Origin of the sequence: Bacillus sp. LJBS17, from assembly GCF_019334685.1 — a bacterium.
Classification (GTDB): domain Bacteria; phylum Bacillota; class Bacilli; order Bacillales; family Bacillaceae; genus Bacillus; species Bacillus subtilis.
Genome location: NZ_CP079759.1, coordinates 3,254,637 through 3,280,711, shown reverse-complemented (window position 1 = coordinate 3,280,711; position 26,075 = coordinate 3,254,637). Strand labels below are relative to the sequence as shown.

The 26,075-nt window shown below is 44.7% G+C and carries 32 protein-coding genes and 1 riboswitch; of the genes, 28 read left to right on the top strand and 4 right to left on the bottom strand.

The window, feature by feature from the left end; all coding sequences use genetic code 11:
• Window positions 1-7 precede the first annotated feature (7 nt).
• On the bottom strand, window positions 8-253 hold the full coding sequence (locus KXZ66_RS16985) for a hypothetical protein (protein ID WP_014480799.1): 246 nt from the start codon (window positions 251-253) through the stop codon (window positions 8-10).
• A gap of 93 nt (window positions 254-346) precedes the next feature.
• Here KXZ66_RS16985 and KXZ66_RS16980 point away from each other — a divergent pair, with 93 nt between their 5' ends.
• Window positions 347-1,255 (top strand): proline dehydrogenase family protein, encoded by a 909-nt coding sequence (locus KXZ66_RS16980; RefSeq protein WP_151870060.1) that lies wholly within the window; start codon window positions 347-349, stop codon window positions 1,253-1,255.
• A 24-nt stretch (window positions 1,256-1,279) separates the two neighbouring features.
• Here the strand turns inward: KXZ66_RS16980 and KXZ66_RS16975 are convergent, their stop codons facing one another.
• Entirely contained in the window at window positions 1,280-1,426 is a 147-nt protein-coding gene (locus KXZ66_RS16975; protein ID WP_003240817.1) for a YuzL family protein, read from the bottom strand.
• Between the two features lie 174 nt (window positions 1,427-1,600).
• Here KXZ66_RS16975 and KXZ66_RS16970 point away from each other — a divergent pair, with 174 nt between their 5' ends.
• The 21 genes from KXZ66_RS16970 to glxB all read left to right on the top strand — a co-directional run bounded on the left by KXZ66_RS16970 (window position 1,601) and on the right by glxB (window position 19,442).
• Window positions 1,601-3,970 carry a 3-hydroxyacyl-CoA dehydrogenase/enoyl-CoA hydratase family protein gene (locus KXZ66_RS16970; protein ID WP_165634582.1) on the top strand — a complete coding sequence of 790 codons (2,370 nt, stop codon included), beginning with the start codon at window positions 1,601-1,603 and terminating at the stop codon, window positions 3,968-3,970.
• Between the two features lie 10 nt (window positions 3,971-3,980).
• Window positions 3,981-5,156 carry an acetyl-CoA C-acetyltransferase gene (locus tag KXZ66_RS16965; protein ID WP_029318441.1) on the top strand — a complete coding sequence of 392 codons (1,176 nt, stop codon included), beginning with the start codon at window positions 3,981-3,983 and terminating at the stop codon, window positions 5,154-5,156.
• A 14-nt stretch (window positions 5,157-5,170) separates the two neighbouring features.
• Window positions 5,171-6,955, top strand: a complete 1,785-nt coding sequence (gene fadE / locus KXZ66_RS16960) for an acyl-CoA dehydrogenase FadE (RefSeq protein ID WP_095315018.1) — start codon at window positions 5,171-5,173, stop codon at window positions 6,953-6,955.
• A 110-nt stretch (window positions 6,956-7,065) separates the two neighbouring features.
• Window positions 7,066-7,422 (top strand): arsenate reductase family protein, encoded by a 357-nt coding sequence (locus KXZ66_RS16955; protein WP_003222779.1) that lies wholly within the window; start codon window positions 7,066-7,068, stop codon window positions 7,420-7,422.
• A 66-nt stretch (window positions 7,423-7,488) separates the two neighbouring features.
• Complete coding sequence (gene gcvH / locus KXZ66_RS16950; protein ID WP_003222781.1) at window positions 7,489-7,872, top strand: glycine cleavage system protein GcvH; 384 nt, start codon at window positions 7,489-7,491, stop codon at window positions 7,870-7,872.
• A 55-nt stretch (window positions 7,873-7,927) separates the two neighbouring features.
• Window positions 7,928-8,164, top strand: a complete 237-nt coding sequence (locus KXZ66_RS16945) for a YusG family protein (RefSeq protein WP_003228581.1) — start codon at window positions 7,928-7,930, stop codon at window positions 8,162-8,164.
• A 77-nt stretch (window positions 8,165-8,241) separates the two neighbouring features.
• Window positions 8,242-8,604, top strand: a complete 363-nt coding sequence (locus KXZ66_RS16940; protein WP_032677076.1) for a toprim domain-containing protein — start codon at window positions 8,242-8,244, stop codon at window positions 8,602-8,604.
• Window position 8,605: 1 nt separating this feature from the next.
• Window positions 8,606-8,926: a thioredoxin family protein gene (locus tag KXZ66_RS16935; RefSeq protein ID WP_003228585.1), complete on the top strand. Its 321-nt coding sequence runs from the start codon at window positions 8,606-8,608 to the stop codon at window positions 8,924-8,926.
• 106 nt (window positions 8,927-9,032) lie between these two features.
• Window positions 9,033-9,377 (top strand): SCP2 sterol-binding domain-containing protein, encoded by a 345-nt coding sequence (locus KXZ66_RS16930; RefSeq protein WP_003228587.1) that lies wholly within the window; start codon window positions 9,033-9,035, stop codon window positions 9,375-9,377.
• A gap of 114 nt (window positions 9,378-9,491) precedes the next feature.
• A riboswitch (SAM riboswitch) is annotated at window positions 9,492-9,598 on the top strand.
• A gap of 105 nt (window positions 9,599-9,703) precedes the next feature.
• The gene (gene metN, locus KXZ66_RS16925; protein WP_003242531.1) at window positions 9,704-10,729 is read left to right on the top strand and encodes a methionine ABC transporter ATP-binding protein MetN; all 1,026 of its coding nucleotides are present in this window, start codon (window positions 9,704-9,706) and stop codon (window positions 10,727-10,729) included.
• Window positions 10,722-11,390 carry a methionine ABC transporter permease MetP gene (gene metP, locus KXZ66_RS16920; protein ID WP_003228593.1) on the top strand — a complete coding sequence of 223 codons (669 nt, stop codon included), beginning with the start codon at window positions 10,722-10,724 and terminating at the stop codon, window positions 11,388-11,390. The genes metN and metP overlap by 8 nt, the downstream gene beginning before the upstream one ends.
• A 13-nt stretch (window positions 11,391-11,403) precedes the next feature.
• Entirely contained in the window at window positions 11,404-12,228 is an 825-nt protein-coding gene (metQ, locus tag KXZ66_RS16915) for a methionine ABC transporter substrate-binding lipoprotein MetQ (RefSeq protein ID WP_021480560.1), read from the top strand.
• An 84-nt stretch (window positions 12,229-12,312) separates the two neighbouring features.
• Complete coding sequence (locus tag KXZ66_RS16910; protein ID WP_014477920.1) at window positions 12,313-12,690, top strand: carboxymuconolactone decarboxylase family protein; 378 nt, start codon at window positions 12,313-12,315, stop codon at window positions 12,688-12,690.
• A 193-nt stretch (window positions 12,691-12,883) separates the two neighbouring features.
• The gene (locus tag KXZ66_RS16905) at window positions 12,884-13,021 is read left to right on the top strand and encodes a YuzK family famiily protein (protein WP_003228600.1); all 138 of its coding nucleotides are present in this window, start codon (window positions 12,884-12,886) and stop codon (window positions 13,019-13,021) included.
• Between the two features lie 193 nt (window positions 13,022-13,214).
• A complete protein-coding gene (gene sufC, locus KXZ66_RS16900) occupies window positions 13,215-14,000 on the top strand; it encodes a Fe-S cluster assembly ATPase SufC (protein WP_003151872.1) in 786 nt (261 codons plus the stop codon).
• A 17-nt stretch (window positions 14,001-14,017) separates the two neighbouring features.
• Complete coding sequence (sufD, locus tag KXZ66_RS16895; protein ID WP_003228602.1) at window positions 14,018-15,331, top strand: Fe-S cluster assembly protein SufD; 1,314 nt, start codon at window positions 14,018-14,020, stop codon at window positions 15,329-15,331.
• Window positions 15,331-16,551, top strand: coding sequence for a cysteine desulfurase SufS (gene sufS / locus KXZ66_RS16890; RefSeq protein ID WP_003228604.1), 1,221 nt, complete (start codon window positions 15,331-15,333; stop codon window positions 16,549-16,551). The genes sufD and sufS overlap by 1 nt, the downstream gene beginning before the upstream one ends.
• Entirely contained in the window at window positions 16,541-16,984 is a 444-nt protein-coding gene (gene sufU, locus KXZ66_RS16885) for a Fe-S cluster assembly sulfur transfer protein SufU (RefSeq protein WP_003222809.1), read from the top strand. The genes sufS and sufU overlap by 11 nt, the downstream gene beginning before the upstream one ends.
• A 20-nt stretch (window positions 16,985-17,004) precedes the next feature.
• Window positions 17,005-18,402, top strand: coding sequence for a Fe-S cluster assembly protein SufB (sufB, locus tag KXZ66_RS16880; RefSeq protein ID WP_003228608.1), 1,398 nt, complete (start codon window positions 17,005-17,007; stop codon window positions 18,400-18,402).
• Window positions 18,403-18,670: 268 nt separating this feature from the next.
• Window positions 18,671-18,949, top strand: coding sequence for an ArsR/SmtB family transcription factor (locus KXZ66_RS16875; RefSeq protein ID WP_015251274.1), 279 nt, complete (start codon window positions 18,671-18,673; stop codon window positions 18,947-18,949).
• A 109-nt stretch (window positions 18,950-19,058) separates the two neighbouring features.
• A complete protein-coding gene (gene glxB / locus KXZ66_RS16870; RefSeq protein ID WP_167559213.1) occupies window positions 19,059-19,442 on the top strand; it encodes a methylglyoxalase in 384 nt (127 codons plus the stop codon).
• A 65-nt stretch (window positions 19,443-19,507) separates the two neighbouring features.
• On the opposite strand, the gene KXZ66_RS16865 is transcribed toward glxB, so the two are convergent.
• Together KXZ66_RS16865 and sspG are read right to left on the bottom strand one after the other, a co-directional pair.
• Window positions 19,508-19,783 (bottom strand): hypothetical protein, encoded by a 276-nt coding sequence (locus KXZ66_RS16865; protein WP_003243521.1) that lies wholly within the window; start codon window positions 19,781-19,783, stop codon window positions 19,508-19,510.
• Window positions 19,783-19,929: an acid-soluble spore protein SspG gene (sspG, locus tag KXZ66_RS16860; protein ID WP_003228613.1), complete on the bottom strand. Its 147-nt coding sequence runs from the start codon at window positions 19,927-19,929 to the stop codon at window positions 19,783-19,785. The genes KXZ66_RS16865 and sspG overlap by 1 nt, the downstream gene beginning before the upstream one ends.
• A 158-nt stretch (window positions 19,930-20,087) precedes the next feature.
• Here sspG and KXZ66_RS16855 point away from each other — a divergent pair, with 158 nt between their 5' ends.
• From KXZ66_RS16855 to KXZ66_RS16830, 6 genes are all read left to right on the top strand, one after another.
• Window positions 20,088-21,206, top strand: a complete 1,119-nt coding sequence (locus KXZ66_RS16855; RefSeq protein WP_167568116.1) for an NAD(P)/FAD-dependent oxidoreductase — start codon at window positions 20,088-20,090, stop codon at window positions 21,204-21,206.
• A gap of 102 nt (window positions 21,207-21,308) precedes the next feature.
• Window positions 21,309-21,683 (top strand): nucleotide excision repair endonuclease, encoded by a 375-nt coding sequence (locus tag KXZ66_RS16850; protein WP_003228617.1) that lies wholly within the window; start codon window positions 21,309-21,311, stop codon window positions 21,681-21,683.
• A gap of 214 nt (window positions 21,684-21,897) precedes the next feature.
• Window positions 21,898-22,884, top strand: a complete 987-nt coding sequence (gene frlB, locus KXZ66_RS16845) for a fructosamine deglycase FrlB (RefSeq protein ID WP_167568115.1) — start codon at window positions 21,898-21,900, stop codon at window positions 22,882-22,884.
• Between the two features lie 80 nt (window positions 22,885-22,964).
• Complete coding sequence (locus KXZ66_RS16840) at window positions 22,965-24,233, top strand: ABC transporter substrate-binding protein (RefSeq protein ID WP_038827818.1); 1,269 nt, start codon at window positions 22,965-22,967, stop codon at window positions 24,231-24,233.
• Window positions 24,234-24,290: 57 nt separating this feature from the next.
• Window positions 24,291-25,169, top strand: a complete 879-nt coding sequence (locus tag KXZ66_RS16835; protein ID WP_014477910.1) for a carbohydrate ABC transporter permease — start codon at window positions 24,291-24,293, stop codon at window positions 25,167-25,169.
• Between the two features lie 3 nt (window positions 25,170-25,172).
• The gene (locus KXZ66_RS16830; protein WP_046160823.1) at window positions 25,173-26,075 is read left to right on the top strand and encodes a carbohydrate ABC transporter permease; all 903 of its coding nucleotides are present in this window, start codon (window positions 25,173-25,175) and stop codon (window positions 26,073-26,075) included.

Genomic DNA, 26,075 nt, shown 5'->3' with positions numbered 1-26,075 from the left:
CGCCTCCTTATTGGATGTAGCCGGACTGCTGCTGGCCTGGCTGCAGGTGCTTTAATATTCTTTGATAGTGATCATGATGCATGTGTCCGATGCGGTCGAGTTCTTGCTTTAACGTTTGATCCTGGCACTGCTGCGCCATGAAATGCGCTTTTTTCATCGCGAGCAAATTCCAGTTCAGCATGTCATTGAGATACAAATGATCCTTTGTCGAAATAACGGAAGGCGGCATTTGAGATTGCTGCTGATTATCCATTGTGATCCTCCTTTGGTTTCTGTTCATTTTATAGTTTCCTTCAGACTGGGAGTTATATACAGGGTTTTGAAGATGACGGCGGGAGGGAGTCGGATGTTGAGACATGTGTTTTTATTCTTATCTCAAAATAAAACACTTACCAAGTTCGCAAAAGCATACGGAACGCGGCTTGGAGCACGAAGGTTTGTCGCAGGGGATACGATTGAATCGGCGGTTAAGACCGTCAAAAGGCTAAACAGATCCGGTTTGTGTGCAACAATTGATTATTTAGGCGAGTATGCAGCTTCAGAAAAAGAAGCAAATCAAGTCGCGGAGGAATGCAAGAAAGCCATTCAAGCCATTGCCGAACATCAATTGGACTCAGAGCTTTCGCTTAAGCTGACCTCAATCGGGCTCGATCTTTCAGAAGAACTTGCTCTTACTCATTTGCGCGCCATTCTTTCCGTTGCGAAGCAATATGATGTTGCTGTGACCATTGATATGGAAGACTATTCTCATTATGAACAGACACTTTCTATTTACAGGAAATGCAAACATGAATTTGAGAAGCTCGGCACGGTCATTCAGGCGTATCTGTACCGTGCGGCAGAAGATATCAGAAAGATGCGGGATTTAAAGCCGAATCTCAGACTTGTAAAAGGCGCTTATAAAGAATCTGCGGCTGTAGCGTTTCCTGACAAAAGAGGAACGGACCTTCATTTACAGAGCTTAATAAAGCTGCAGTTGTTAAGCGGGAACTACACGGCTGTCGCCACACATGACGATGACATCATTGAATTTACGAAACAGCTCGTCGCCGAACATCAAATCCCCGCGTCGCAATTTGAGTTTCAAATGCTATACGGCATCAGGCCGGAGCGTCAAAAGGAACTCGCCAAGGAAGGCTACAGAATGCGTGTGTATGTCCCATATGGAACGGACTGGTTCAGCTACTTTATGAGAAGAATTGCCGAACGGCCTGCCAATGCAGCGTTTGTGTTAAAAGGAATTTTGAAAAAGTGAAAGCAGCCGCGGGAAGCAGCTGCATTATGATTGTTCCATGTTATGTTTTTTATACTGCTGATTTTGACTTGTCCGTTTTCCGCCGCCGTAATGCTGAGTCGGACCGGCATCTCCTTTTACGCTCGCCGCGCTGACTGCCGCTGAAGACGGATTTTTTTTCTCTCGTACCATTCCCTTCACCTCCGGACTTAAGTTGCCCGACTTTTATAGGCTTCATACAAAAAAATAACAAATTAGCTATTGAAGTCGAACCGGAAATCTTTTAAGATGAAAGAAGAAACGGGTTTCATTTTTTTTGGTCAAAAAATGAATGATTATTCATTCAATGTTCAAGGGGGATATCTCATGCACAAACACATTCGGAAGGCAGCCGTTTTAGGATCGGGGGTAATGGGTTCCGGGATTGCGGCGCATTTGGCTAACATCGGAATTCCTGTCCTGCTGCTAGATATTGTGCCGAACGATTTGACAAAGGAAGAGGAAAAAAGGGGTCTGACGAAGGACAGTCCGGAGGTGCGCAGCAGGCTGAGCCGGCAGGCGATGAAAAAACTGCTGAAACAAAAGCCCGCTCCCCTCACATCAGCGAAAAATACCTCCTATATTACACCTGGCAATCTGGAGGATGATGCAGAAAAACTGAAAGAAGCAGATTGGATTATTGAGGTCGTTGTCGAAAACCTTGAAGTCAAAAAGAAAATTTTCGCTCTTGTGGATGAACATCGAAAGACTGGAAGCATCGTCTCAAGCAACACATCCGGCATATCAGTGCAGGAAATGGCTGAAGGCCGGTCGGATGATTTTAAAGCCCATTTTCTCGGAACGCATTTTTTTAATCCCACACGCTATTTAAAGCTGCTGGAGATCATTCCGATTAAGGAAACGGATCCTGATATTTTAAAGTTTATGACAGCTTTCGGAGAAAATGTCCTCGGGAAAGGCGTTGTTACAGCAAAGGACACACCGAACTTTATCGCAAACCGAATCGGGACTTACGGGCTTCTCGTGACAGTCCAAGAAATGCTGAAAGGCGGTTATCAGGTCGGGGAGGTTGATTCGATCACAGGACCGCTGATCGGCAGGCCGAAAAGCGCCACCTTTAGAACGCTTGATGTGGTCGGCCTCGATACATTCGCCCACGTTGCCCGAAATGTGTATGACAAAGCTGATGGCGATGAAAAAGAAGTGTTTCGCCTTCCAAGCTTCATGAACGATATGCTGGAAAAAGGGTGGATCGGAAGCAAGGCCGGCCAAGGCTTTTATAAAAAAGAAGGAAAAACGATTTATGAGCTTGACCCAGTGACGCTTACTTACGGCGAGCGGACAAAAATGAAATCACCGGCACTTGAAGCGGCAAAACAGGCAAAAGGGACAAAAGTCAAAATGAAAGCGCTTATTTATTCGGATGACAGGGCCGGCCGTTTGCTGTGGAATATCACTTCTCAAACCCTGCTTTACTCAGCCGAGCTGCTTGGCGAGATTGCCGACGATATTCATGCGATTGACCAAGCCATGAAGTGGGGATTCGGCTGGGAACTGGGACCTTTTGAGATGTGGGACGCCATCGGCCTCAGGCAGTCAGCGGAAAAGCTCGAGCAGCTTGGAGCAGATATGCCTGGCTGGATAAAAGAGATGCTGGACAAAGGAAATGAAACCTTCTACATCAAAGAGAACGGAACGGTATTTTATTATGACCGCGGCGAATACAGAGCCGTGAAAGAAAACAAAAAACGAATTCATTTACAAGCACTTAAAGAAACAAAAGGCGTGATTGCGAAAAACAGCGGAGCAAGCTTAATTGACCTTGGAGATGATGTCGCCCTTCTTGAATTTCATTCGAAAAGCAATGCGATCGGCCTCGATATCATTCAAATGATCAACAAAGGATTAGAGGAAACAGAGCGGAATTACAAGGGCCTTGTCATCGGCAATCAAGGGAAAAATTTCTGCGTCGGCGCGAATCTCGCCATGATCTTAATGGAAGTCCAAGATGACAACTTTTTGGAAGTTGATTTTGTGATCCGCCGTTTTCAGGAGACGATGATGAAGATCAAATACAGTGCGAAACCGGTCGTCGCCGCGCCATTTGGCATGACGCTCGGCGGAGGAACGGAAGTATGCCTGCCTGCGGCGCGCATTCAAGCGGCAAGCGAAGCCTATATGGGCCTTGTTGAATCAGGTGTCGGCCTCATCCCTGGCGGAGGGGGAAACAAAGAGCTGTACATCAATCATCTACGCCGCGGCCTTGATCCGATGAATGCGGCAATGAAAACATTTGAAACGATTGCGATGGCGAAAGTGTCCGCTTCCGCTCAAGAGGCTCGTGAGATGAACATCTTAAAAGAAACGGATCACATCAGCGTGAATCAAGACCACCTGTTATACGATGCGAAGCAGCTGGCCGCATCTTTATACGATACCGGCTGGCGGCCGCCTGTAAAAGAAAAGGTCAAGGTGCCGGGAGAAACCGGTTATGCAGCACTATTGCTTGGCGCTGAGCAGATGAAGCTGTCCGGCTATATATCTGAGCATGATTTCAAGATCGCGAAAAAACTCGCTTATGTCATTGCGGGCGGAAAAGTGCCGTTTGGTACAGAGGTTGATGAAGAGTATTTATTGGAGATCGAAAGAGAAGCGTTTTTGAGTTTGGCAGGAGAGGCAAAATCTCAAGCGAGAATGCAGCATATGCTTGTGAAAGGTAAACCTTTACGGAATTAGGAGGGAGCTTATGAAAGAGGCAGTCATTGTGTCAGGTGCAAGAACACCGGTTGGAAAAGCAAAAAAAGGATCGTTGGCCACCGTTCGCCCGGATGATTTGGGAGCGATTTGTGTAAAAGAGACACTGAAACGTGCAGGCGGTTACGAAGGCAATATTGACGATTTGATTATTGGCTGTGCAACGCCTGAAGCGGAGCAGGGGCTTAATATGGCGAGAAATATCGGTGCGCTCGCGGGCCTGCCGTACACAGTTCCGGCGATTACAGTTAACCGTTATTGCTCTTCAGGCCTTCAGTCTATTGCATATGCAGCAGAAAAAATTATGCTCGGCGCCTACGATACAGCGATCGCCGGCGGAGCGGAATCCATGTCGCAAGTACCGATGATGGGGCATGTTACCCGTCCGAACCTTGCTTTGGCAGAAAAGGCACCGGAATATTATATGAGCATGGGCCACACAGCCGAGCAAGTCGCGAAAAAATACGGCGTCTCCCGTGAGGATCAAGACGCGTTTGCCGTTCGCAGCCATCAAAACGCCGCTAAAGCCCTTGCAGAAGGAAAATTTAAAGATGAAATTGTACCCGTAGAAGTGACGGTGACAGAAATTGGAGAAAACCATAAGCCTCAGGAAAAACAATTTGTATTTTCTCAGGATGAAGGTGTTCGCCCGCAAACGACTGCAGACATCTTATCGACATTGCGCCCGGCCTTTTCCGTTGACGGGACGGTGACTGCGGGCAATTCTTCGCAGACAAGTGACGGAGCGGCGGCTGTCATGCTGATGGACCGGGAAAAAGCCGATGCTCTTGGCCTGGCGCCGCTTGTGAAATTCCGCTCCTTTGCCGTAGGCGGCGTGCCGCCGGAAGTGATGGGAATCGGACCGGTGGAAGCAATTCCGCGCGCTTTGAAGCTTGCCGGACTTCAGCTGCAGGACATCGGCTTGTTTGAACTGAATGAAGCTTTTGCCTCACAGGCCATTCAAGTAATCAGGGAATTGGGAATTGATGAAGAAAAAGTGAATGTCAACGGGGGCGCAATCGCGCTTGGACACCCGCTTGGCTGTACGGGCACAAAGCTTACACTCTCACTCATCCATGAAATGAAACGGAGAAACGAGCAATTTGGAGTCGTGACCATGTGTATCGGCGGCGGGATGGGAGCGGCCGGTGTATTTGAATTATGCTAAAGGGGGAAAAACAAATGGCAAAAAAAGCGGCTGAAGTACAAAAAGGCGGCGGATTTTTAATCGAGGATGTCACATACGATCAAATGTATACACCGGAGGATTTCACTGACGAGCATAAAATGATTGCGAAAACAACGGAGGATTTCATCGAGCAAGATGTTCTCCCTCATATAGATGATATCGAAAACCACCAATTCGAGCATTCTGTCAGACTGTTGAAGAAAGCGGGCGAACTAGGGCTGCTTGGCGCCGATGTGCCGGAAGAATACGGAGGACTCGGCCTAGATAAAATCAGCTCGGCACTCATCACTGAGAAATTTTCGCGTGCGGGAAGCTTTTCTCTTTCTTATGGCGCGCATGTCGGTATCGGTTCCTTGCCGATCGTCTTTTTCGGGTCAGAAGAACAAAAGAAAAAATATTTGCCTGGACTCGCTTCAGGCGAAAAGATCGCCGCTTATGCTCTGACTGAGCCTGGCTCTGGGTCTGATGCACTTGGAGCAAAAACAACAGCTGTGCTGAATGAAGCAGGAACCCATTATGTATTAACAGGGGAAAAACAGTGGATTACCAACTCTGCTTTTGCCGATGTATTTGTGGTTTACGCTAAGGTAGACGGCGACAAGTTTTCAGCCTTTATTGTAGAAAAAGAGTTCCCGGGTGTCTCCACGGGACCGGAAGAAAAGAAAATGGGAATCAAGGGATCATCGACAAGAACCCTCATTCTGGATCAAGCTGAAGTGCCAAAGGAAAACCTGCTCGGAGAAATCGGCAAAGGGCATGTCATCGCCTTTAATATTTTAAACATCGGCCGTTACAAACTGGCGGTTGGCACAATCGGCGCATCTAAACGCGTCATCGAGCTGTCTGCGGCATACGCAAATCAGCGCCGCCAATTTAAAACGCCGATTGCTGGTTTTTCATTGACACAGGAAAAAATCGGGACAATGGCCTCAAGGCTGTATGCGATGGAAAGCTCTGTATACAGAACCGTCGGGCTGTTTGAAGACAATATGAGCCAGTTCACGGCCGAAGATCTCAAGGACGGCCGGCAAATCGCCAAATCGATTGCGGAATACGCCATCGAATGCTCTCTGAATAAGGTATTCGGCTCTGAAACGCTTGATTATATCGTTGATGAAGGCGTGCAGATTCATGGAGGCTACGGCTTTATGCAGGAGTACGAAGTAGAAAGGGCCTATAGGGATTCAAGGATCAATCGGATTTTTGAAGGCACAAACGAAATCAACAGGTTAATCGTGCCAAGCACCTTCCTGAAAAAAGCGCTTAAAGGCGAGCTGCCTTTATTCGAAAAAGCGCAGTCGCTGCAGGAAGAACTCATGATGCTTATGCCTGAAGAGCCTGGAAGCGGCGTCTTAGAGCAGGAGAAATATATCGTCAAGCAAGCCAAAAAAATTGCGTTGTTTGCTGCCGGCCTAGCCGCGCAAAAATACGGAAAAGCGATCGATCGTGAGCAAGAAATTCTCGTGAACGTAGCGGATATCGTCAGCAATGTATACGCAATGGAATCAGCCGTGCTCAGAACGGAAAAGGCCATTGCCGCACAAGGCGCTGAAAAAGCAGCGCAAAAGGTGCTGTACACAGAAATTTTCGTTCAAGAGGCCTTTAACGAAATTGAAGCGCATGCGAAGGAATCCCTTATCGCAATGGAAGAAGGAGATTCACTCCGCATGATGCTTTCCGCTCTGCGCAAGCTGACGCGCGTAACGCCTAAAAACGTGATTCAGAAAAAACGCGAGGCGGCGGCAGGCATTTTTGAGGCTGAGAAATATACTGTCTGATTGGCCAAGAGCTCCGAATGCGCGGAGCTCTTTTTTAAGAAGCACTGTTTTAGGTTTTTAAAACAAACTGTGTTAAAATAACCTCGATTATTTTATTGAGGGGGAAGAAGATGTCGTTAACTTTTTACTGGTACCCTAAATGCGGAACGTGCCGCAAAGCAAAGAAGTGGCTTGAAGAGCATGGAAAAGAAATAAACGAAATACATATTGCTGAGCAGCCGCCAAGCAAAGAAGAATTAAAAGCGCTTTATGAAAAAAGCGGGCTGGATCTCAAGAAATTTTTCAACACGAGCGGCATGAAATACCGCGAACTCAATCTCAAGGAAAAGCTGTATCACATGTCAGAGGACGAACAGCTCGAGCTGCTGGCTTCAGATGGCATGCTGATCAAACGCCCGCTTACAACAGACGGTGAAAAAGTGACTGTCGGATTTAAAGAAGACCAATTTGAAGAAAACTGGGCTTAATGTAAATTTTTTTTGAAAAGTGTGGTATCTTCTTATTGTAGTGCTGTAAAAAATGGAGGGATTCAATTGAGCATACCAAAAGATTTGCGTTACTCAGGAGAACACGAGTGGGTAAAAGTTGAAGGAGAAAAAGCCAGAATCGGAATTACGCATTTTGCCCAGTCCGAACTAGGCGACATCGTGTTTGTCGAACTTCCTGAAGTGGGCGCTGAAATCAAAGCGGACGAGCCATTCGGCAGTGTTGAATCCGTTAAAACGGTATCTGAGCTTTATGCACCGATTAACGGAACGGTTGTGGAAGTAAACGAAGATCTTGATGACAGTCCGGAATTCGTCAACGAATCTCCGTACGAAAAAGCATGGATGATCGTCGTTGAGCCATCTGACGCTTCTGAAATTGAAAAACTGATGACAGCAGAGCAATACGAAGAGATGACACAAGAAGACTAAAACAGGATAGCCGTAAAAGCAATTGGACACGCTAACGTTATGGGAGGTGTCCAATATGGCTTTCGACAAACAAAAGCTCGATGTCACCAATGACGTGACAGGCCGCTTTCAAAATGGCCGGCTCTCGTTATATCATGATAATGAGATGATCGGCCAAATGACAAGCATGAATGAATATGAGCTTAAGTCCGGTTATTCCTTTGAAAATGAGAAATTTTATAAGACAGCCGATGTGGTCTCTGGAGACGACGCAAAATATGTAGATTGTGACTACGAAAACGGCTGGTGTTAATGTTGGCGGTGAATTTCACTGCCTTCTTTTACAATCTGAACGTTTCAAATTTGACGCGGCAGGTGAACAAGATGAAGATGGATGAGCTGGAAAAGGTTATGATTGTCGAGGGGAAATCAGATAAAGAGAAAATCGAAAGCGTCCTGAATGAACCGGTGCGCATTATCTGCACAAACGGAACAATCAGCCAGCTGAGGCTCGAGGAATTGGCTGACGAGCTTTATGATAAAGACGTCTATATATTAGTTGATGCTGATGAATCAGGTGAGAAATTGAGAAAACAGCTGAAGCGTGAATTTAATGAAGCCTGCCATCTCCATGTCGACAGAGCCTATAAGGAAGTAGCGGCTGCGCCCAGGCACCATATCGCTTCTGTATTGCTGCGTGCGAATCTGAATGTCCATACTATTTTTCTTGAAAGAAAGTCCCGAGGTGTATAGCATGAAAGAACTCCAAGAACACGAACTTGATCACATTGAAGATGATGTGTACCTTCTATATTTATATACTCCGTTTTGCGGCACCTGCCAGCTTGCAAGCAAAATGCTGACAGTGGTGAAAGAAATGCTGCCGGATGTCGCCTTCTATCAAAACAATGTCAATTACTCTCCGACATTCGCAAAAGCGTATCAAATTGAAAGCGTCCCTTGTTTTCTGCTGTTTAAAGGCGGAAAGATGGTCGAAAGAGGATATGCATTTCATTCCGTTTCTTATTTATATGAGCTGATCAAACAAAAATCATCTTCCGCATCCCATTTATGACATATTTCTCAGCATATCCAATGAAATTGTCGTTCGTTTTATAAAGGGGTTCTTGCGACAAAGAGAGAAATGTGTATGTATGACCAACAAATAGGAGGTTGTACATATGGAGAAAGCGGAAGTTTTAGAAGATGAGTATCAGCATCTGTTTTTAAAACCCCTTTTGAATGCCTCAACATTGCTCATTACCTTCCAAGGAGAAGCAGAAGCCTTAACCGTCTCAATAAACGAACAGGGAGAAATGAAAAAAGTTTCTCCGCCCCAAACGTCCAACCTGACCTTTTACGGAAACCAAACGGAAATTATTGATTTATTGCACGGAGACATTTCCCTTCAGCACCTTATTCAGAGCGGAAGCCTCAAAGTAAAGGGGTCATTCAGGGCCCTGTTAAAGCTGGAAGCCATTCTCTGGCTGACAAATGGATTTTTTCAGAGGATTTTAAAAAATTAAAAAATAATAAATTATTATAATAGTAAAAGTTGACATCATTTATTTTATTGACATTTAATCATTCGCCGTGCTATTCTACATTAAGAATTTCCGGACGAAAAAGACTATATATTTCTCTTATCAAGAGAGGTGGAGGGAAGTGCCCTATGAAGCCCGGCAACCATCAACACTGTTGAAATGGTGCCAATTCACACGAAGCGTTCAGCTTTGAAAGATGAGAGAAAGGCATTTTATATAAGCCTTTCTGCTCAAGTGTGCAGAAAGGCTTTTCTTTTGCAGAAAAAACCGGAAGATTTCTTAGAATAGTGTTAAGGCAGGTGATTGCTTTGATCAATCTTCAGGATGTTTCAAAAGTTTACAAGTCGAAACATGGAGATGTCAATGCTGTCCAAAACGTCTCGCTTTCCATTAAAAAAGGTGAGATTTTTGGAATTATAGGATATAGCGGAGCTGGTAAGAGTTCCTTAATCCGTCTGCTGAACGGCCTTGAGAAACCAACCTCAGGAACCGTGGAAGTGGCGGGAACCAAGATTAATGAAGTAAATGGACGCGGTTTAAGAAAAGCACGCCATGAGATCAGTATGATTTTCCAGCATTTCAATTTGCTTTGGTCGCGGACTGTCAGAGATAATATCATGTTTCCTTTAGAAATTGCCGGGGTGAAAAAGAGCGAGCGGATCAAGCGCGCCAATGAACTGATTAAACTGGTAGGTTTAGAAGGAAAAGAAAAATCTTATCCGTCCCAGCTGAGCGGCGGTCAGAAGCAGCGTGTCGGAATTGCCAGAGCGCTTGCAAACAATCCGAAGGTTCTTCTTTGTGACGAAGCGACATCAGCATTAGATCCGCAAACGACAGATTCAATTCTGGATCTATTGTCCGATATTAATGAAAGACTCGGTTTGACGATTGTGCTGATTACGCACGAAATGCATGTCATCCGCAAAATCTGCAACAGAGTCGCCGTCATGGAAAACGGCAAGGTGGTCGAAGAAGGCGAGGTTCTCGATGTCTTCAAAAATCCAAAGGAACAAATGACAAAACGATTTGTTCAGCAGGTGACAGAGCCGGAAGAAACGAAAGAGACGCTTCAGCACCTTCTTGATGATACAGCATCAGGAAAAATGGTTCAGCTCACATTTGTCGGTGAGTCAGCTGAACAGCCTCTGATTACAGAGATGATCAGAAACTTCAATGTCAGCGTCAATATTCTGCAAGGGAAAATTTCGCAGACGAAGGATGGGGCTTACGGTTCACTGTTCATCCACATTGACGGAGACGAGGAAGAAGTGCAAAACGTGATCCGATTCATTAATGACAAACAGGTGAAAGCAGAGGTGATCACGAATGTTTGAAAAATACTTCCCAAACGTTGATTTAACTGAATTATGGAACGCGACATATGAAACACTTTATATGACGCTGATTTCTTTACTGTTTGCTTTTGTCATCGGGGTCATCCTCGGCTTGCTGCTCTTTCTGACGAGCAAAGGAAGCCTCTGGCAGAATAAAGCGGTCAACTCTGTGATTGCGGCCGTTGTTAACATATTCAGATCGATTCCGTTCCTTATTTTAATTATTTTACTATTAGGTTTTACGAAATTTTTAGTCGGCACGATCTTAGGGCCAAACGCCGCATTGCCGGCGCTGGTAATCGGCTCGGCACCATTTTACGCGCGCCTTGTTGAAATCGCGCTGCGTGAGGTGGATAAAGGTGTGATTGAAGCCGCTAAATCAATGGGCGCGAAAACGTCTACGATTATTTTCAAAGTGCTGATTCCGGAATCAATGCCTGCTCTTATTTCTGGCATTACGGTTACTGCCATCGCTTTGATCGGCTCAACGGCAATTGCCGGAGCCATTGGTTCAGGAGGCCTTGGAAACCTTGCGTACGTAGAAGGATATCAGTCTAATAACGCTGATGTTACCTTCGTTGCTACTGTGTTTATTTTAATCATCGTGTTTATTATTCAAATCATCGGTGATCTAATAACAAATATTATAGACAAACGATAAGGGAGGATTTACATTGAAAAAGCTATTTTTGGGTGCATTACTGCTTGTATTTGCAGGAGTCATGGCTGCCTGCGGTTCGAATAACGGCGCTGAATCCGGCAAGAAAGAAATTGTCGTTGCGGCAACAAAAACACCGCATGCGGAAATTTTAAAAGAAGCTGAACCATTGCTGAAAGAAAAAGGCTATACGCTGAAAGTGAAAGTGCTTAGTGATTACAAAATGTACAATAAAGCTTTAGCTGATAAAGAAGTGGACGCGAACTACTTCCAGCACATTCCTTACCTTGAGCAAGAAATGAAAGAAAACACAGATTACAAACTTGTGAATGCCGGCGCTGTTCACTTAGAGCCATTCGGTATTTACTCTAAAACATACAAATCACTGAAAGACCTTCCAGACGGTGCGACAATCATTCTGACAAACAACGTTGCTGAACAAGGACGTATGCTTGCAATGCTTGAAAACGCTGGATTAATCACTCTTGATTCTAAGGTAGAAACAATTGACGCAACACTGAAAGACATTAAGAAAAACCCGAAAAACCTTGAATTCAAAAAAGTGGCGCCTGAATTAACGGCAAAAGCATATGAAAACAAAGAAGGAGACGCGGCCTTCATCAATGTAAACTATGCGATCCAAAATAAATTAAATCCTAAAAAAGATGCAATTGAAGTAGAATCAACGAAAAACAACCCATACGCTAACATCATCGCAGTAAGAAAAGGCGAAGAAGATTCTGCAAAAATAAAAGCGCTGATGGAAGTTCTTCACTCTAAAAAGATCAAAGACTTCATCGAGAAAAAATACGACGGAGCTGTGCTTCCTGTATCTGAATAAGACTGAAACCCCGGATGAGAATTCCGGGGTTTTTTTCGCGTATTTTCCTAAAAGCTGTTCATAATAAAAAGGAATGTTAAACAGATGGAGGGATTTTCTTTGAATCAAGACAGAGGAAGCATGCAGGACGCGTTAAAACAATATAAACATGGTTTAGGCACATTTGAACAAAAGATGCCGCTGATGGGAAGAAAATTTAACGAATTTACTGAACAGTGCTTTGCCGGGAATTCTCTGACTGAAAGAGAAAAACAGCTGATCGCCCTCGGAATTGCCATCAATGCTCAGGACGAATATTGCATGATCTATCATACAAAAGGCTGTCTCGATCAGGGAGCGACAGAAGAAAACATTCTCGAAGCCGTCAGTGTGGCAGCGGCATTTGGAGGCGGCGCGGCTTTCAGCCAAGGCGTGACAGTCGTTCAACAGTGCATTGAGGAATTCGGAAACACCACGCATTAAGAGAAGGAATATTCCGAAAAACCATTCTCATTTGTTCTGAAAGGATGCTTTCGTCTCATCTGCCGCTATTTCATGCCAAATCGTTTTTGCGGCATCCAACGCAGCACTGGTACAATAAAAAGCAAATATATGAAGGGATTGATTCATTATTTGCAGCAGCCAGGACAGACTGAACCTCGATTATACGTCAGAAATGGAAAAAGCGATGCAGCTGTCACACGGAATTGGATACGAGGAATATGGACGCCGGCTGGAAACAAGAATGAAAGTAGAGCGGCAGAGAGAGCTTGATTATGAAAAAAGCAAGCGGATTTCTGCGGGAGCTTATTGAGAAAATCAATCTTTTAAAAAAGGGTGGGAATCCACTCTTTTTCTTTTTCAATCGCTTTAATAAAGTGCTGATCTTTGTTAAACTTGAGGAATGTGCAAGGCACGATAAAAAGTTGTATTTACTTTTCATTTGTTATAAAATTAGAATGAGAATAAAATGAGAATAATGATTATATATTTTTGGAGGTATAGATATGGCTGCTTCAACATTAACGATCAAAGATCTTCACGTTGAAATCGAAGGGAAAGAGATCTTAAAGGGTGTAAACCTTGAAATAAAAGGTGGAGAATTCCACGCAGTAATGGGCCCGAACGGAACTGGTAAATCCACTTTATCAGCTGCTATTATGGGGCATCCTAAATATGAAGTAACAAAAGGCAGCATCACGCTTGACGGCAAAGATGTACTGGAGATGGAAGTGGACGAGCGTGCGCAGGCAGGCTTATTCCTTGCGATGCAGTACCCAAGTGAAATCAGCGGTGTGACAAATGCCGACTTCCTTCGCTCAGCAATCAACGCGCGCAGAGAAGAAGGCGATGAAATTTCTCTCATGAAATTCATCCGCAAAATGGACGAAAACATGGAGTTCCTTGAAATGGACCCTGAAATGGCTCAGCGCTATCTTAACGAAGGCTTCTCAGGCGGGGAGAAAAAACGCAACGAAATCCTTCAATTAATGATGATTGAACCGAAAATCGCCATCCTTGATGAAATTGACTCAGGTCTTGATATTGACGCTTTGAAAGTTGTATCAAAAGGGATCAACAAAATGCGCAGCGAAAACTTCGGCTGCTTGATGATCACTCACTATCAGCGCCTGTTAAACTACATCACTCCGGATGTTGTTCACGTTATGATGCAAGGCCGCGTTGTAAAATCCGGCGGTGCAGAGCTTGCACAGCGTCTTGAAGCAGAAGGTTATGACTGGATCAAACAAGAACTTGGCATTGAAGACGAAACTGTTGGCCAAGAAGCGTAAGCGTTAGGGGGATTAATATGACACTAGGTACAAAACTATCCGTAGATCAGGAGTATCTCAAAAGCTTTTCCGAAAAGCACCAAGAACCTGCCTGGCTGAAGAACCTGCGCTTACAGGCTCTTGAACAAGCTGAGGATCTGCCGATGCCGAAACCTGACAAAACAAAAATCACAAACTGGAACTTCACGAATTTCGCGAAGCATACAGTAGATAACGAACCGCTTTCTTCATTAGAAGATTTGACTGATGAAGTAAAAGCGCTGATCGACATTGAAAACGAAGATAAAACATTATACGTACAGCGTGACCAGACGCCGGCACATCTTTCTCTTTCTCAAGAATTGAAAGACAAAGGCGTCATCTTCACTGATATTCTGACTGCTGCACGCGAGCACAGCGACTTGGTGGAGAAATACTTTATGAAGGACGGCGTGAAGGTTGACGAACATAAGTTAACTGCACTTCACGCGGCTCTTGTTAACGGAGGAGCATTCCTTTATGTTCCGAAAAATGTTCAGGTGGAGACGCCGGTTCAGGCTGTTTATGTCCACGAAAGCAATGATACAGCTCTATTCAACCACGTGCTGATTGTGGCTGAAGACCACAGCTCTGTAACATATGTAGAAAACTACATCAGCACTGTAAACCCGAAAGACGCTGTCTTCAATATTATCAGTGAGGTCATCACAGGTGATAATGCCAGCGTGACATACGGTGCGGTGGATAATCTGTCAAGCGGTGTGACAACTTATGTGAACCGCCGCGGTGCTGCGCGCGGACGCGACAGCAAAATCGAGTGGGCTCTCGGCCTGATGAACGATGGCGACACGATTTCCGAAAACACAACAAACCTTTACGGTGACGGCACATACGGCGATACGAAAACGGTTGTTGTCGGAAGAGGAGAGCAAACAGAAAACTTCACAACACAAATCATCCATTTCGGTAAAGCTTCTGAAGGCTATATCTTGAAGCACGGTGTGATGAAGGATTCCGCTTCTTCTATCTTTAACGGAATCGGCAAAATCGAACATGGCGCTTCTAAAGCGAATGCGGAGCAAGAATCACGCGTGCTGATGCTCAGCGAAAAAGCACGCGGAGACGCAAACCCTATTCTTTTAATTGACGAAGACGATGTAACTGCAGGACATGCGGCATCTGTCGGCCGTGTGGACCCTATTCAGCTTTACTACCTGATGAGCCGCGGAATTCCGAAAGAAGAAGCAGAACGCTTAGTCATTTACGGATTCCTTGCACCGGTAGTAAATGAACTTCCGATTGAAGGCGTTAAGAAACAATTAGTTTCTGTTATCGAAAGGAAAGTGAAGTAATGAATATCACAGATATTCGTGAACAGTTCCCGATCCTTCATCAGCAAGTGAACGGACATGATCTCGTTTATCTCGACAGCGCGGCGACTTCCCAGAAGCCGCGTGCTGTCATTGAAACACTGGATAAGTATTATAACCAATACAATTCCAATGTTCACCGGGGCGTCCATACACTTGGAACCAGAGCGACAGATGGTTATGAAGGAGCGCGTGAAAAAGTCCGCAAGTTTATTAACGCGAAGTCAATGGCTGAGATTATTTTCACAAAAGGCACGACCACATCACTGAATATGGTGGCGTTAAGCTATGCGCGCGCCAACCTGAAACCTGGTGATGAAGTGGTCATCACCTACATGGAGCATCATGCGAATATCATTCCGTGGCAGCAGGCTGTAAAAGCAACTGGCGCCACATTAAAATATATTCCGCTGCAGGAAGACGGAACGATTTCTTTAGAAGACGTCAGGGAAACGGTCACAAGCAACACAAAAATTGTTGCGGTGTCTCATGTATCTAATGTTCTCGGCACGGTCAACCCGATTAAAGAAATGGCGAAAATCGCTCATGACAATGGGGCTGTCATTGTGGTGGACGGTGCACAAAGCACGCCTCACATGAAAATTGACGTGCAGGATCTCGATTGCGACTTCTTTGCGCTTTCTTCCCATAAAATGTGCGGACCTACTGGTGTTGGTGTGCTGTACGGAAAGAAAGCCCTGCTGGAAAACATGGAGCCTGCCGAATTCGGCGGTGAAATGATCGACTTTGTCGGGCTTTATGAATCAACTTGGAAAGAGCTTCCGTGGAAATTCGAAGCGGGTACGCCGATTATTGCAGGAGCAATCGGCCTCGGTGCCGCCATTGATTTTCTCGAAGAAATCGGTCTTGATGAGATTTCCCGCCATGAGCACAAGCTTGCAGCTTATGCGCTTGAACGCTTCCGCCAGCTTGACGGCGTAACGGTTTACGGGCCGGAAGAGCGTGCCGGGCTTGTCACATTTAACCTTGATGATGTTCATCCGCACGATGTGGCGACTGTGCTTGATGCGGAGGGAATCGCAGTCAGAGCCGGCCACCATTGTGCGCAGCCGCTGATGAAATGGCTGGATGTAACTGCTACTGCAAGAGCAAGCTTTTATCTGTATAATACAGAGGAAGAGATTGATAAGCTTGTGGAAGCTCTTCAAAAGACAAAGGAGTATTTTACAAATGTCTTTTAATGCAAACTTAGATACATTGTACAGACAGGTGATTATGGATCATTACAAAAACCCGCGAAATAAAGGGGTTTTGAATGACAGCATTGTCGTGGATATGAACAATCCGACATGCGGCGACCGCATCAGACTGACAATGAAGCTTGACGGAGACATCGTGGAAGATGCGAAGTTTGAAGGGGAAGGCTGTTCCATTTCAATGGCATCCGCTTCGATGATGACTCAGGCGATTAAAGGGAAAGATATTGAAACTGCCCTTTCCATGTCTAAGATTTTCTCGGATATGATGCAAGGGAAAGAGTATGATGATTCTATAGATCTCGGGGATATTGAAGCCCTTCAAGGCGTTTCAAAATTCCCGGCCCGTATTAAATGTGCAACCCTGTCATGGAAAGCACTTGAAAAAGGAGTCGCGAAAGAAGAAGGCGGCAATTAAAAGGATTGGAGTGAAAATGGATGGCTAAAAAAATGCCTGATATTGGTGAATACAAGTATGGTTTTCACGACAAGGACGTTTCCATTTTCCGTTCAGAGCGCGGATTGACAAAAGAAATCGTAGAAGAAATTTCTCGCATGAAAGAAGAGCCTCAATGGATGCTTGACTTCCGCTTGAAATCACTTGAGCATTTCTACAACATGCCGATGCCTCAATGGGGCGGAGATTTAAACTCACTGAACTTTGACGAAATTACGTACTACGTAAAACCGTCTGAGCGTTCAGAGCGTTCTTGGGATGAAGTTCCTGAAGAAATTAAGCAAACATTCGACAAGCTCGGTATTCCTGAAGCTGAACAAAAATACCTTGCGGGTGTTTCTGCTCAGTACGAATCTGAGGTTGTATACCACAACATGAAAGAAGATCTTGAAGCGCAAGGCATCGTCTTTAAAGACACTGACAGCGCGCTGAAAGAGAATGAAGATATTTTCCGTGAGCACTGGGCAAAAGTAATCCCGCCGACTGATAACAAGTTTGCGGCGCTTAACTCAGCTGTTTGGTCCGGCGGATCTTTCATCTACGTGCCTAAAGGCGTGAAGGTTGAAACACCGCTTCAAGCTTACTTCCGTATCAACTCTGAGAACATGGGTCAGTTCGAACGTACACTGATCATTGTTGACGAAGAAGCAAGTGTTCATTATGTTGAAGGCTGTACTGCGCCTGTTTACACAACAAACTCACTTCACAGTGCGGTCGTTGAGATCATCGTGAAAAAAGGCGGCTACTGCCGTTATACAACGATCCAAAACTGGGCGAACAACGTTTACAACCTTGTAACAAAGCGTACAGTCTGTGAAGAAAACGCAACAATGGAATGGATCGACGGCAACATCGGTTCTAAGCTGACAATGAAATATCCGGCTTGTATCCTAAAAGGCGAAGGCGCGCGCGGTATGACGCTTTCTATCGCTCTTGCGGGTAAAGGCCAGCATCAGGATGCAGGTGCGAAAATGATTCACCTTGCACCAAACACATCATCTACTATCGTATCAAAATCGATTTCAAAACAGGGCGGAAAAGTAACATACCGTGGAATCGTCCACTTCGGACGCAAAGCGGAAGGCGCTCGCTCTAACATCGAGTGCGATACGCTCATTATGGATAACAAATCAACTTCAGACACAATTCCTTACAATGAAATCTTAAATGATAACATTTCATTGGAGCACGAAGCGAAAGTGTCTAAAGTATCTGAAGAGCAGCTCTTCTACTTGATGAGCCGCGGTATTTCTGAAGAAGAAGCAACTGAAATGATCGTAATGGGCTTTATCGAGCCATTCACAAAAGAGCTTCCGATGGAATACGCAGTTGAAATGAACCGTTTGATTAAGTTCGAAATGGAAGGTTCTATCGGTTAATGATGAAAACCCCTTTGTTTATCAAGGGGTTTCGAGATAGTTATCAACTTTAAAATGGCCGGCGTGCCGAATTTGATTGTAGAAGACGAACTTTTGAAGTTCGTCTTCTTTTATTTTTCAGAGACATATCCACTGTTATTTTGATGGTTTTAATTCCTTATCGATTAGAATATTTCAGACTGCGCCGGATAGGTTCAGTTCCTATATCACGCAACCATACAGTTGCTTATACTTGACATGCAACTAATGAGTTGCTTATACTCAATAGATGAATTGGAACAAAGACGCTATATTCAAAGCACTCGGCGATTCGACTCGGCGGCTTATATTAGACGAATTATCTGAACGCAACGAGCTGACGTTGTATGAACTTACGATACGTCTTATTACAAAGTACGACCTTTCTATTACGCGACAGGCGATAGCTAAACACCTTTCTGTACTGGAGGATGCAGGACTCGTAACATCAAAACGAAAGGGAAAATATCGAGTACTTATATTCAACAACGAACCGCTTAAAAATTTGCTGAAAGGATGGATCGAGTAATTTTATAAAACCAGTACTGAGTTTCTGACAAAAGTTGGTTTGTTTTGCTTGAAGCCGGATTGTTTGCACAGTACCATGTACCATAAATATCAAAGGAGGCAACAACAATATGAAAATCATTGTGACTAGTATATTCGTGCAAGATCAAGACAAGGCACTGAAGTTCTATACAGAAAAACTGGGGTTTGTAAAAAAGGAGGATGTTCCCATGGGGAAATTCAGGTGGATAACGCTTGTTTCTCCAGATGATCAAGACGGAACCGAGCTTTTACTCGAACCGAATGAACATCCTGCCGCCAAGGAGTATCAAAAGAATATATTCTCCGAAGGCCTCCCGGCCACAATGTTTGGCGTTGCAGATATTCAAAAAGAGTACAACCGATTAAAGGAAAAAGGCGTGACGTTTACGATGGAACCGACAAAAATGGGCGAAGTCACAATAGCTGTCTTCGACGATACATGCGGTAACCTTATTCAAATTGTACAGAAGTAACCGATTCAGTCGCGTCCTTTTTGTATGCAGAAGAAAAACCGCTGGCCACAGGGCCCGCGGTTTTTTTACTCTTCTTCTGTCTCCTGATTGATAATTTGCTTTACAGATGATCTGCTGTTATTTTCTCTGTTCATCTCTCGCAATTGAGTATAAGCCATATCGAATTCCTCTTTTGTCATCTGCTTTGCGGCTAATGCAGAGCATAATATAGCAAAAGCAATTGGCATTGTATCAATGTGAATGTCGATATGGACCTCTGAGTTGCCGCTGTTTTTGATAACAGATTCAGTAGTGGGTATCTCTTGAGTATGTCTGTTAAGAGGAATGATGTTTTCGTTCATTAGTCTTCTCCGTCTTGTGACTGCGCCTGTGCCTGATCCTGATCTGTGTTCACGCTGACCACGACTTTTGCATTACCGCTGTTTTGGACTTTTGCCACTGCCGCATCGCGTCTGTTTTCTTCATTTTCATGACGATTTTCGCTCATGGTATCATCCTTTCTCTATTGATAGTGACAGGATATTCGATAGGAGAGTAAAGAGATTGGACGAACTTCGCGGTTTTTCCACATTAGGGCAAAAGGTCGAAGGAAAGCATTCTATTTGGTAAAATGAATAGACATTATAATAGAAAAGGTGTTTGCATATGAAATCGTACATCATCGTCGGCGCAGGGATTCTGGGCGCGTCGACGGCTTATCATCTCGCAAAATCAGGCGCTCGCGTTACTGTCATTGATCGGAAAGAGCCGGGACAAGCGACTGATGCGGCGGCGGGGATCGTCTGTCCATGGCTCTCGCAACGCCGTAATCAGGATTGGTACCAGCTTGCTAAGGGGGGAGCCCGGTACTATAAGGATTTAATCCATCAATTGGAAAAAGACGGTGAATCGGATACAGGATACAAACGTGTCGGTGCCATCAGCATTCATACTGACGCGTCTAAACTCGATAAAATGGAGGAAAGAGCGTATAAGAGACGGGAGGATGCGCCGGAAATCGGCGACATTACCCGCTTGTCTGCAAGTGAAACGAAAAAGCTGTTTCCGATTTTAGCTGACGGCTATGAATCGGTTCATATCAGCGGTGCCGCCCGTGTGAACGGGAGAGCGCTGTGCCGGTCGCTTTTAAGCGCTGCAGAGAAACGCGGCGCAACGGTCATCAAAGGAAATGCGTCTTTGCTTTTTGAAAACGGAACAGTCACCGGCGTGCAAACAGATACAAAGCAGTTTGCGGCTGACGCGGTCATTGTGACGGCGGGAGCATGGGCCAATGAGATATTGAAGCCTCTTGGCATTCATTTTCAAGTGTCATTTCAAAAAGCGCAGATTATGCATTTTGAAATGACAGATGCAGATACAGGATCGTGGCCGGTTGTCATGCCGCCGAGTGATCAGTACATTCTTTCGTTTGATAACGGCAGAATTGTAGCCGGCGCCACACACGAAAACGATGCAGGCCTTGATGATCTTCGTGTGACAGCCGGAGGCCAGCACGAAGTATTAAGCAAAGCGTTAGCCGTTGCACCGGGTCTTGCTGATGCGGCTGCTGTTGAAACAAGAGTGGGCTTCAGGCCGTTTACACCGGGATTTCTGCCGGTCGTAGGGGCCGTGCCGAATGTTCAAGGCCTGTACGCTGCAAACGGTTTGGGTGCTTCTGGACTGACGATGGGGCCGTTCTTGGGTGCAGAGCTCGCAAAGCTAGTTCTCGGAAAGCAGACTGAAATCGACCTTGGCCCGTATGATCTAGCCGGAGCGCTTGCATAATAAATAAAGGCTTAACAAACAAATAGTATAAAGCTGTTCTGGCTTTTCTTTTCTGTATGTGTTAGCATTTATCTTTAATGAAAAAGAGGACGTGAACTGATTTTGATAAAAATTGATATACCCGCACCGAATGTCACCATCACTGAACGACAGCAGTCAGCTAATGATAACGAACCGAAGATAAAACCGATTCACGGATTCATCGACTTTCACCAGATCCCAAGGGACAAAGGCGGCATTTTTATGTTTTACAACATTCATGACGAGCTGCTGTTTGTCGGTAAAGCCAGAAAGTTAAGACAGAGAATTAAGAAGCATTTCGAAGACACTGTTTCACCGATCAAACATCACAGAGACGAAGTATATAAAATTGAGGTATGTGTAGTTGATGATCCAATGGAAAGAGAGATTTACGAAACATATATCATCAATACACAGCACTCGAAGTACAACATAGACAAGGTATTTTTTAAATAAGACGTCAGTCTGCGGATTGAACAGCGAGCCAGAGCTTAAGTCAAGTTCTGGCTTTTGATTTGGGCATTTTTACGCATATAGGCCCTTTGTCTATCATTCGAATAAATTATTGAGAAATTTCAGAAAATAATATTGACAATCCTAGCCGCGGACTTTAATATAACAATATATAATGTTATATAACGTTATATAATAAAAACGGGGAGTGAAGGATTTGAGTCAGGCCACAGCAAAAGTAAATCGTGAGGTTCAAGCTTTCTTGCAGGATTTGAAAGGGAAAACCATTGATCATGTATTCTTTGTCGCATGCGGAGGGTCTTCTGCCATTATGTATCCGAGTAAGTATGTGTTTGACAGAGAGTCAAAATCAATAAACTCCGACCTCTACAGCGCCAACGAATTTATTCAGCGTAACCCTGTTCAGCTTGGTGAAAAGTCTCTTGTTATTTTGTGCTCGCATTCGGGAAATACCCCGGAGACAGTCAAAGCTGCTGCGTTTGCAAGGGGCAAGGGTGCACTTACGATTGCGATGACGTTTAAACCGGAGTCTCCTTTAGCGCAGGAAGCGCAATATGTTGCCCAGTACGATTGGGGTGATGACGCGCTTGCGATCAATACAAACTATGGCGTTTTGTATCAAATCGTTTTTGGAACCCTGCAAGTATTAGAAAACAATACGAAATTCCAACAAGCAATTGAAGGCTTAGATCAATTGCAGGCTGTATATGAAAAAGCCCTTAAGCAGGAAGCTGACAACGCCAAGCAATTTGCAAAAGCCCATGAAAAAGAAAGTATTATTTATACCATGGCAAGCGGTGCAAACTACGGTGTCGCTTACTCCTACAGCATCTGCATTCTCATGGAAATGCAATGGATTCATTCCCACGCCATTCATGCCGGAGAATATTTTCACGGACCGTTTGAAATTATTGATGAATCCGTGCCGTTTATCATCCTGCTCGGTTTAGATGAAACAAGACCTCTTGAAGAGCGGGCGCTTACCTTCTCGAAAAAGTATGGCAAAAAGCTCACTGTGCTTGATGCTGCATCTTACGACTTCACTGCAATTGACGATTCAGTTAAAGGCTATCTTGCTCCGCTCGTTCTCAATCGTGTGCTGAGAAGCTATGCAGACGAGCTGGCAGAGGCGAGAAATCATCCTTTATCTCACAGAAGATACATGTGGAAAGTTGAGTATTGATCTGAAAATGAAGAACCATTATGCATTAGACTATAATGTTATATAACATTATAGTCTAATGTCCAGAGGAGGCCAACCCTTTGAAGAAAATGTTGTTGTTCTTGATCATTGCAGCTGTCAGTATGCTCACCATCGCAGGCTGTTCGAGCCAAAGCAGTTCAGCGGACGGAAAGGTGACATTGAAATTTTTCCACAGATGGCCAAAGGAGCCGGAAAAAAGTTATTTTGAAGAGGTTGTTAAGGAATTTGAAAAAGAACATCCGGATATCGACATTCAAATTGAAGCCGTTTTAAATGACTCCTATAAAGATAAAATTAAGGTCATGCTGGGAACCACCAGCCCTCCTGACATTTACTTCTCTTGGAGCGATGAGTTTGCTTTTAAATTTATCAGAGGCAATAAAGCACTTGATCTCTCGTCCTACTACAAAAATGACACCGATTGGTCATCACAGCTCGTTCAATCGCAAATTACACCATTTACTTATGAAAACAAGCAATATGGCGTGCCGTGGCAAATGGACGCTAAATCATTCTTCTATAATAAAGACATTTTCCAAAAGCTGAATCTTGATCCCCCGAAGACGTGGGATGAATTAATCGATGTGTCAAAAAAGCTGAAAGAACATGGCTACACACCGATCAGCTTCGGAACAAAGGCGACTTGGACAATCTCGCACTATATCGGCACGCTTAATCAGCGGATGGTCGATGAAAAAACGCGAGACAAGGACTATAACGCCAAAACGGGTGAATTTACTGATGAAGGCTATGTAAAAGCCCTTGAAAAGCTTCAGGAGCTGATGCCTTATTTTAATAAACATGTAAACTCCGTCGACCACGAATATGTGAGACAGCAATTTAAGAGCGAAAAGTCGGCGATGATATATGCGGAAACAGCGGAAATCAAGCTGGTTGAACCGGTTAATCTCGGGATGTTCCCATTTCCTAAAATCAGCGGGCAAAAAGGATCTTCAGAAGCGTTAACGGGAGCGCCGGAAGGATTCATGATTTCCTCAAGAACAAAACATCCGAAGGAAGCGATGGAATTTTTGCAGTTCTTGACGTCGAAAAAAATGGGCGAAAAGCTCGTGAAAGATGTCGGGAAATACAGTGCAGTGCAAGGTACGGCTACTGAAGAAAATGCAACAGCTATTCAGCGTGAAGCCGTTCAGCATATTGTTGATGCCAAATCAATGGTTCCATGGTTTGATATGGATGTCGATGTTGAAGTCGCAGATGCGTACCTAACAGGCGTCCAGCAAATGCTTGGCGGCGACATGACACCGCAGCAGGTGATGAAAGCCGTTCAAAAGGCAGCAAAGCAGGTGAGGGCGTCAGCTGAATAAATCAAAGAAAAGGTGAAGCTTCGCACCTTTTCTTTTTATAAAGGAGATGAGATACCCTTGGTCAATCAGAATAAAATAATCCCCTATTTGTTTTTGGTGCCCGCTCTCGTTTTTTTACTTTTCGTTTATATCCCGATTTTTGAGAATGTATTCCTCAGCCTGTTTCAGTGGAGCTCATTTTCTCCGGAAAAAACGTTTATCGGCTTAAAAAACTATGTTGAATTATTTCATGATCCTGTCTTCTATCAGGCACTTACCAATAATGTGCTTTATGCAGTGATCTCAATTGTATGCCAGGTATTTGGCGGTTTGATTTTGGCGGCGGTGCTTGAGGATAAGCTGGTCAGAAAATGGTCGCCGTTTTTTCGTACCGTTTTCTTTTTGCCGGTTGTCATCTCAATGACGGTGATCGCGCTTTTGTTTGATTTTATTTACAATCCGGAGACAGGGCTTTTGAATCAGCTGCTTCAGGCCATCGGTCTTGATCAGCTGACGAGGGCCTGGCTCGGGGATGACAGCACAGCTATGCTTTCTGTCATTTTTGTGTCCCAGTGGCAATCTGTCGGTTATATTGCGATGCTGTACATCGTGTCGATTCAAAAAATACCGGATGAACTGTATGAAGCGGCCCGGCTTGACGGCGCGGGTAAAATTCAGCAGTTTTTTCATATTACTGTTCCCCAGACGAAAGAGATGTCTTTTGTTGCGGTGGTCATGACGCTGACCGGGGCCTTTACGGTCTTTAATGAGCCGTACATTTTGACAGGCGGCGGGCCGGGAAACGCGTCAGAAGTCTTGAGCACGTTTTTATATAAAAGCGCCTTTACAAAGGATATGATGGGCTACGCCTCAGCTATTGCCACTGTCGTGTTAATCATTACGCTTGCATTATCGCTCATGCAAATGAAGTTCTTTAAAACCGGAAAGGAGGAGTAACTGATGCTGCCTCAGAAGAAGACAGATTCGTTCAGATTGGAGCCTGTGCCTGACCAGCACATTGAGGTTAAAGATAAGCCTAGACGAAAATGGTATATCGGAGAAACGTCTGTGTGGGTTTTTCTGTTTCTTTATCTGATTGCGATTGCCTATCCGCTTCTCTGGATGGTGATGAGCGCCTTTAAAAACTCTGACGATATTTTTGAGCACAGCTGGTCGCTGCCGTCTTCGTGGCATCCGGAAAATTTTGTTTCCGCCTGGAACCAGGGGATTTCTTCTTATTTTATGAACAGTGTCATCGTTACGGCGCTGACGTGTGTGATCACTGTCTTTATCAGTGCATGGGCAGCGTATGGTCTTTCCCGGTTTGAGTTTAAAGGAAAAGGATTCTTTTTGGTGCTATGTCTTGGCGGATTGATGCTGACGCCGCAGGTCAGTCTTGTGCCGCTTTATTCTATTATTCAGTCGCTTGGCCTGTACAATACGTATTGGGCGTTAATCCTGCCGTATGCGGCTTATCGGATCCCATTCACCATCATTTTGATCCGCTCTTATTTTCTTTCTATACCCAAAGAATTGGAGGAGGCGGCCTATTTGGATGGGTGTACAAGTTTTGGAGTATTTTTCAGAATTTTCTTACCAATGAGCGTGCCAATTTTGGTGACATCCGGCATTTTGACGGCTTACCATACATGGAATGAGTTTATGTTTGCGATTATTTTCATAGATGATGAGAATTTGCGGACCATTCCAGCCGGGCTGATGCAGTTCAGAGACGCGCTGCAGACAGACTGGGGCGTCCTGCTGGCGGGGTTAACGATTTCAGCCGCGCCGATTATTATTCTATTTTTATTGATGCAGAAATATTTTGTCCGCGGGATTGCAAGCGGCAGTGTAAAAGGATAA

What these genes read in the sequence shown, in the direction of transcription:
- KXZ66_RS16910 (WP_014477920.1), top strand. Translation starts at nt 12,313, where the DNA reads ATGGAGGGATTTTCTTTGAATCAAGACAGAGGAAGCATGCAGGACGCG.
- KXZ66_RS16940 (WP_032677076.1), top strand. Translation starts at nt 8,242, where the DNA reads ATGGATGAGCTGGAAAAGGTTATGATTGTCGAGGGGAAATCAGATAAA.
- KXZ66_RS16965 (WP_029318441.1), top strand. Translation starts at nt 3,981, where the DNA reads ATGAAAGAGGCAGTCATTGTGTCAGGTGCAAGAACACCGGTTGGAAAA.
- KXZ66_RS16935 (WP_003228585.1), top strand. Translation starts at nt 8,606, where the DNA reads ATGAAAGAACTCCAAGAACACGAACTTGATCACATTGAAGATGATGTG.
- KXZ66_RS16905 (WP_003228600.1), top strand. Translation starts at nt 12,884, where the DNA reads ATGGAAAAAGCGATGCAGCTGTCACACGGAATTGGATACGAGGAATAT.
- KXZ66_RS16945 (WP_003228581.1), top strand. Translation starts at nt 7,928, where the DNA reads ATGGCTTTCGACAAACAAAAGCTCGATGTCACCAATGACGTGACAGGC.
- glxB (WP_167559213.1), top strand. Translation starts at nt 19,059, where the DNA reads ATGAAAATCATTGTGACTAGTATATTCGTGCAAGATCAAGACAAGGCA.
- KXZ66_RS16975 (WP_003240817.1), bottom strand. Translation starts at nt 1,426, where the DNA reads ATGGTACGAGAGAAAAAAAATCCGTCTTCAGCGGCAGTCAGCGCGGCG.
- KXZ66_RS16970 (WP_165634582.1), top strand. Translation starts at nt 1,601, where the DNA reads ATGCACAAACACATTCGGAAGGCAGCCGTTTTAGGATCGGGGGTAATG.
- fadE (WP_095315018.1), top strand. Translation starts at nt 5,171, where the DNA reads ATGGCAAAAAAAGCGGCTGAAGTACAAAAAGGCGGCGGATTTTTAATC.
- KXZ66_RS16955 (WP_003222779.1), top strand. Translation starts at nt 7,066, where the DNA reads ATGTCGTTAACTTTTTACTGGTACCCTAAATGCGGAACGTGCCGCAAA.
- KXZ66_RS16875 (WP_015251274.1), top strand. Translation starts at nt 18,671, where the DNA reads ATGAATTGGAACAAAGACGCTATATTCAAAGCACTCGGCGATTCGACT.
- metP (WP_003228593.1), top strand. Translation starts at nt 10,722, where the DNA reads ATGTTTGAAAAATACTTCCCAAACGTTGATTTAACTGAATTATGGAAC.
- sufS (WP_003228604.1), top strand. Translation starts at nt 15,331, where the DNA reads ATGAATATCACAGATATTCGTGAACAGTTCCCGATCCTTCATCAGCAA.
- KXZ66_RS16985 (WP_014480799.1), bottom strand. Translation starts at nt 253, where the DNA reads ATGGATAATCAGCAGCAATCTCAAATGCCGCCTTCCGTTATTTCGACA.
- KXZ66_RS16980 (WP_151870060.1), top strand. Translation starts at nt 347, where the DNA reads ATGTTGAGACATGTGTTTTTATTCTTATCTCAAAATAAAACACTTACC.
- KXZ66_RS16855 (WP_167568116.1), top strand. Translation starts at nt 20,088, where the DNA reads ATGAAATCGTACATCATCGTCGGCGCAGGGATTCTGGGCGCGTCGACG.
- sufC (WP_003151872.1), top strand. Translation starts at nt 13,215, where the DNA reads ATGGCTGCTTCAACATTAACGATCAAAGATCTTCACGTTGAAATCGAA.
- sspG (WP_003228613.1), bottom strand. Translation starts at nt 19,929, where the DNA reads ATGAGCGAAAATCGTCATGAAAATGAAGAAAACAGACGCGATGCGGCA.
- sufD (WP_003228602.1), top strand. Translation starts at nt 14,018, where the DNA reads ATGACACTAGGTACAAAACTATCCGTAGATCAGGAGTATCTCAAAAGC.
- sufB (WP_003228608.1), top strand. Translation starts at nt 17,005, where the DNA reads ATGGCTAAAAAAATGCCTGATATTGGTGAATACAAGTATGGTTTTCAC.
- KXZ66_RS16830 (WP_046160823.1), top strand. Translation starts at nt 25,173, where the DNA reads ATGCTGCCTCAGAAGAAGACAGATTCGTTCAGATTGGAGCCTGTGCCT.
- KXZ66_RS16865 (WP_003243521.1), bottom strand. Translation starts at nt 19,783, where the DNA reads ATGAACGAAAACATCATTCCTCTTAACAGACATACTCAAGAGATACCC.
- KXZ66_RS16930 (WP_003228587.1), top strand. Translation starts at nt 9,033, where the DNA reads ATGGAGAAAGCGGAAGTTTTAGAAGATGAGTATCAGCATCTGTTTTTA.
- sufU (WP_003222809.1), top strand. Translation starts at nt 16,541, where the DNA reads ATGTCTTTTAATGCAAACTTAGATACATTGTACAGACAGGTGATTATG.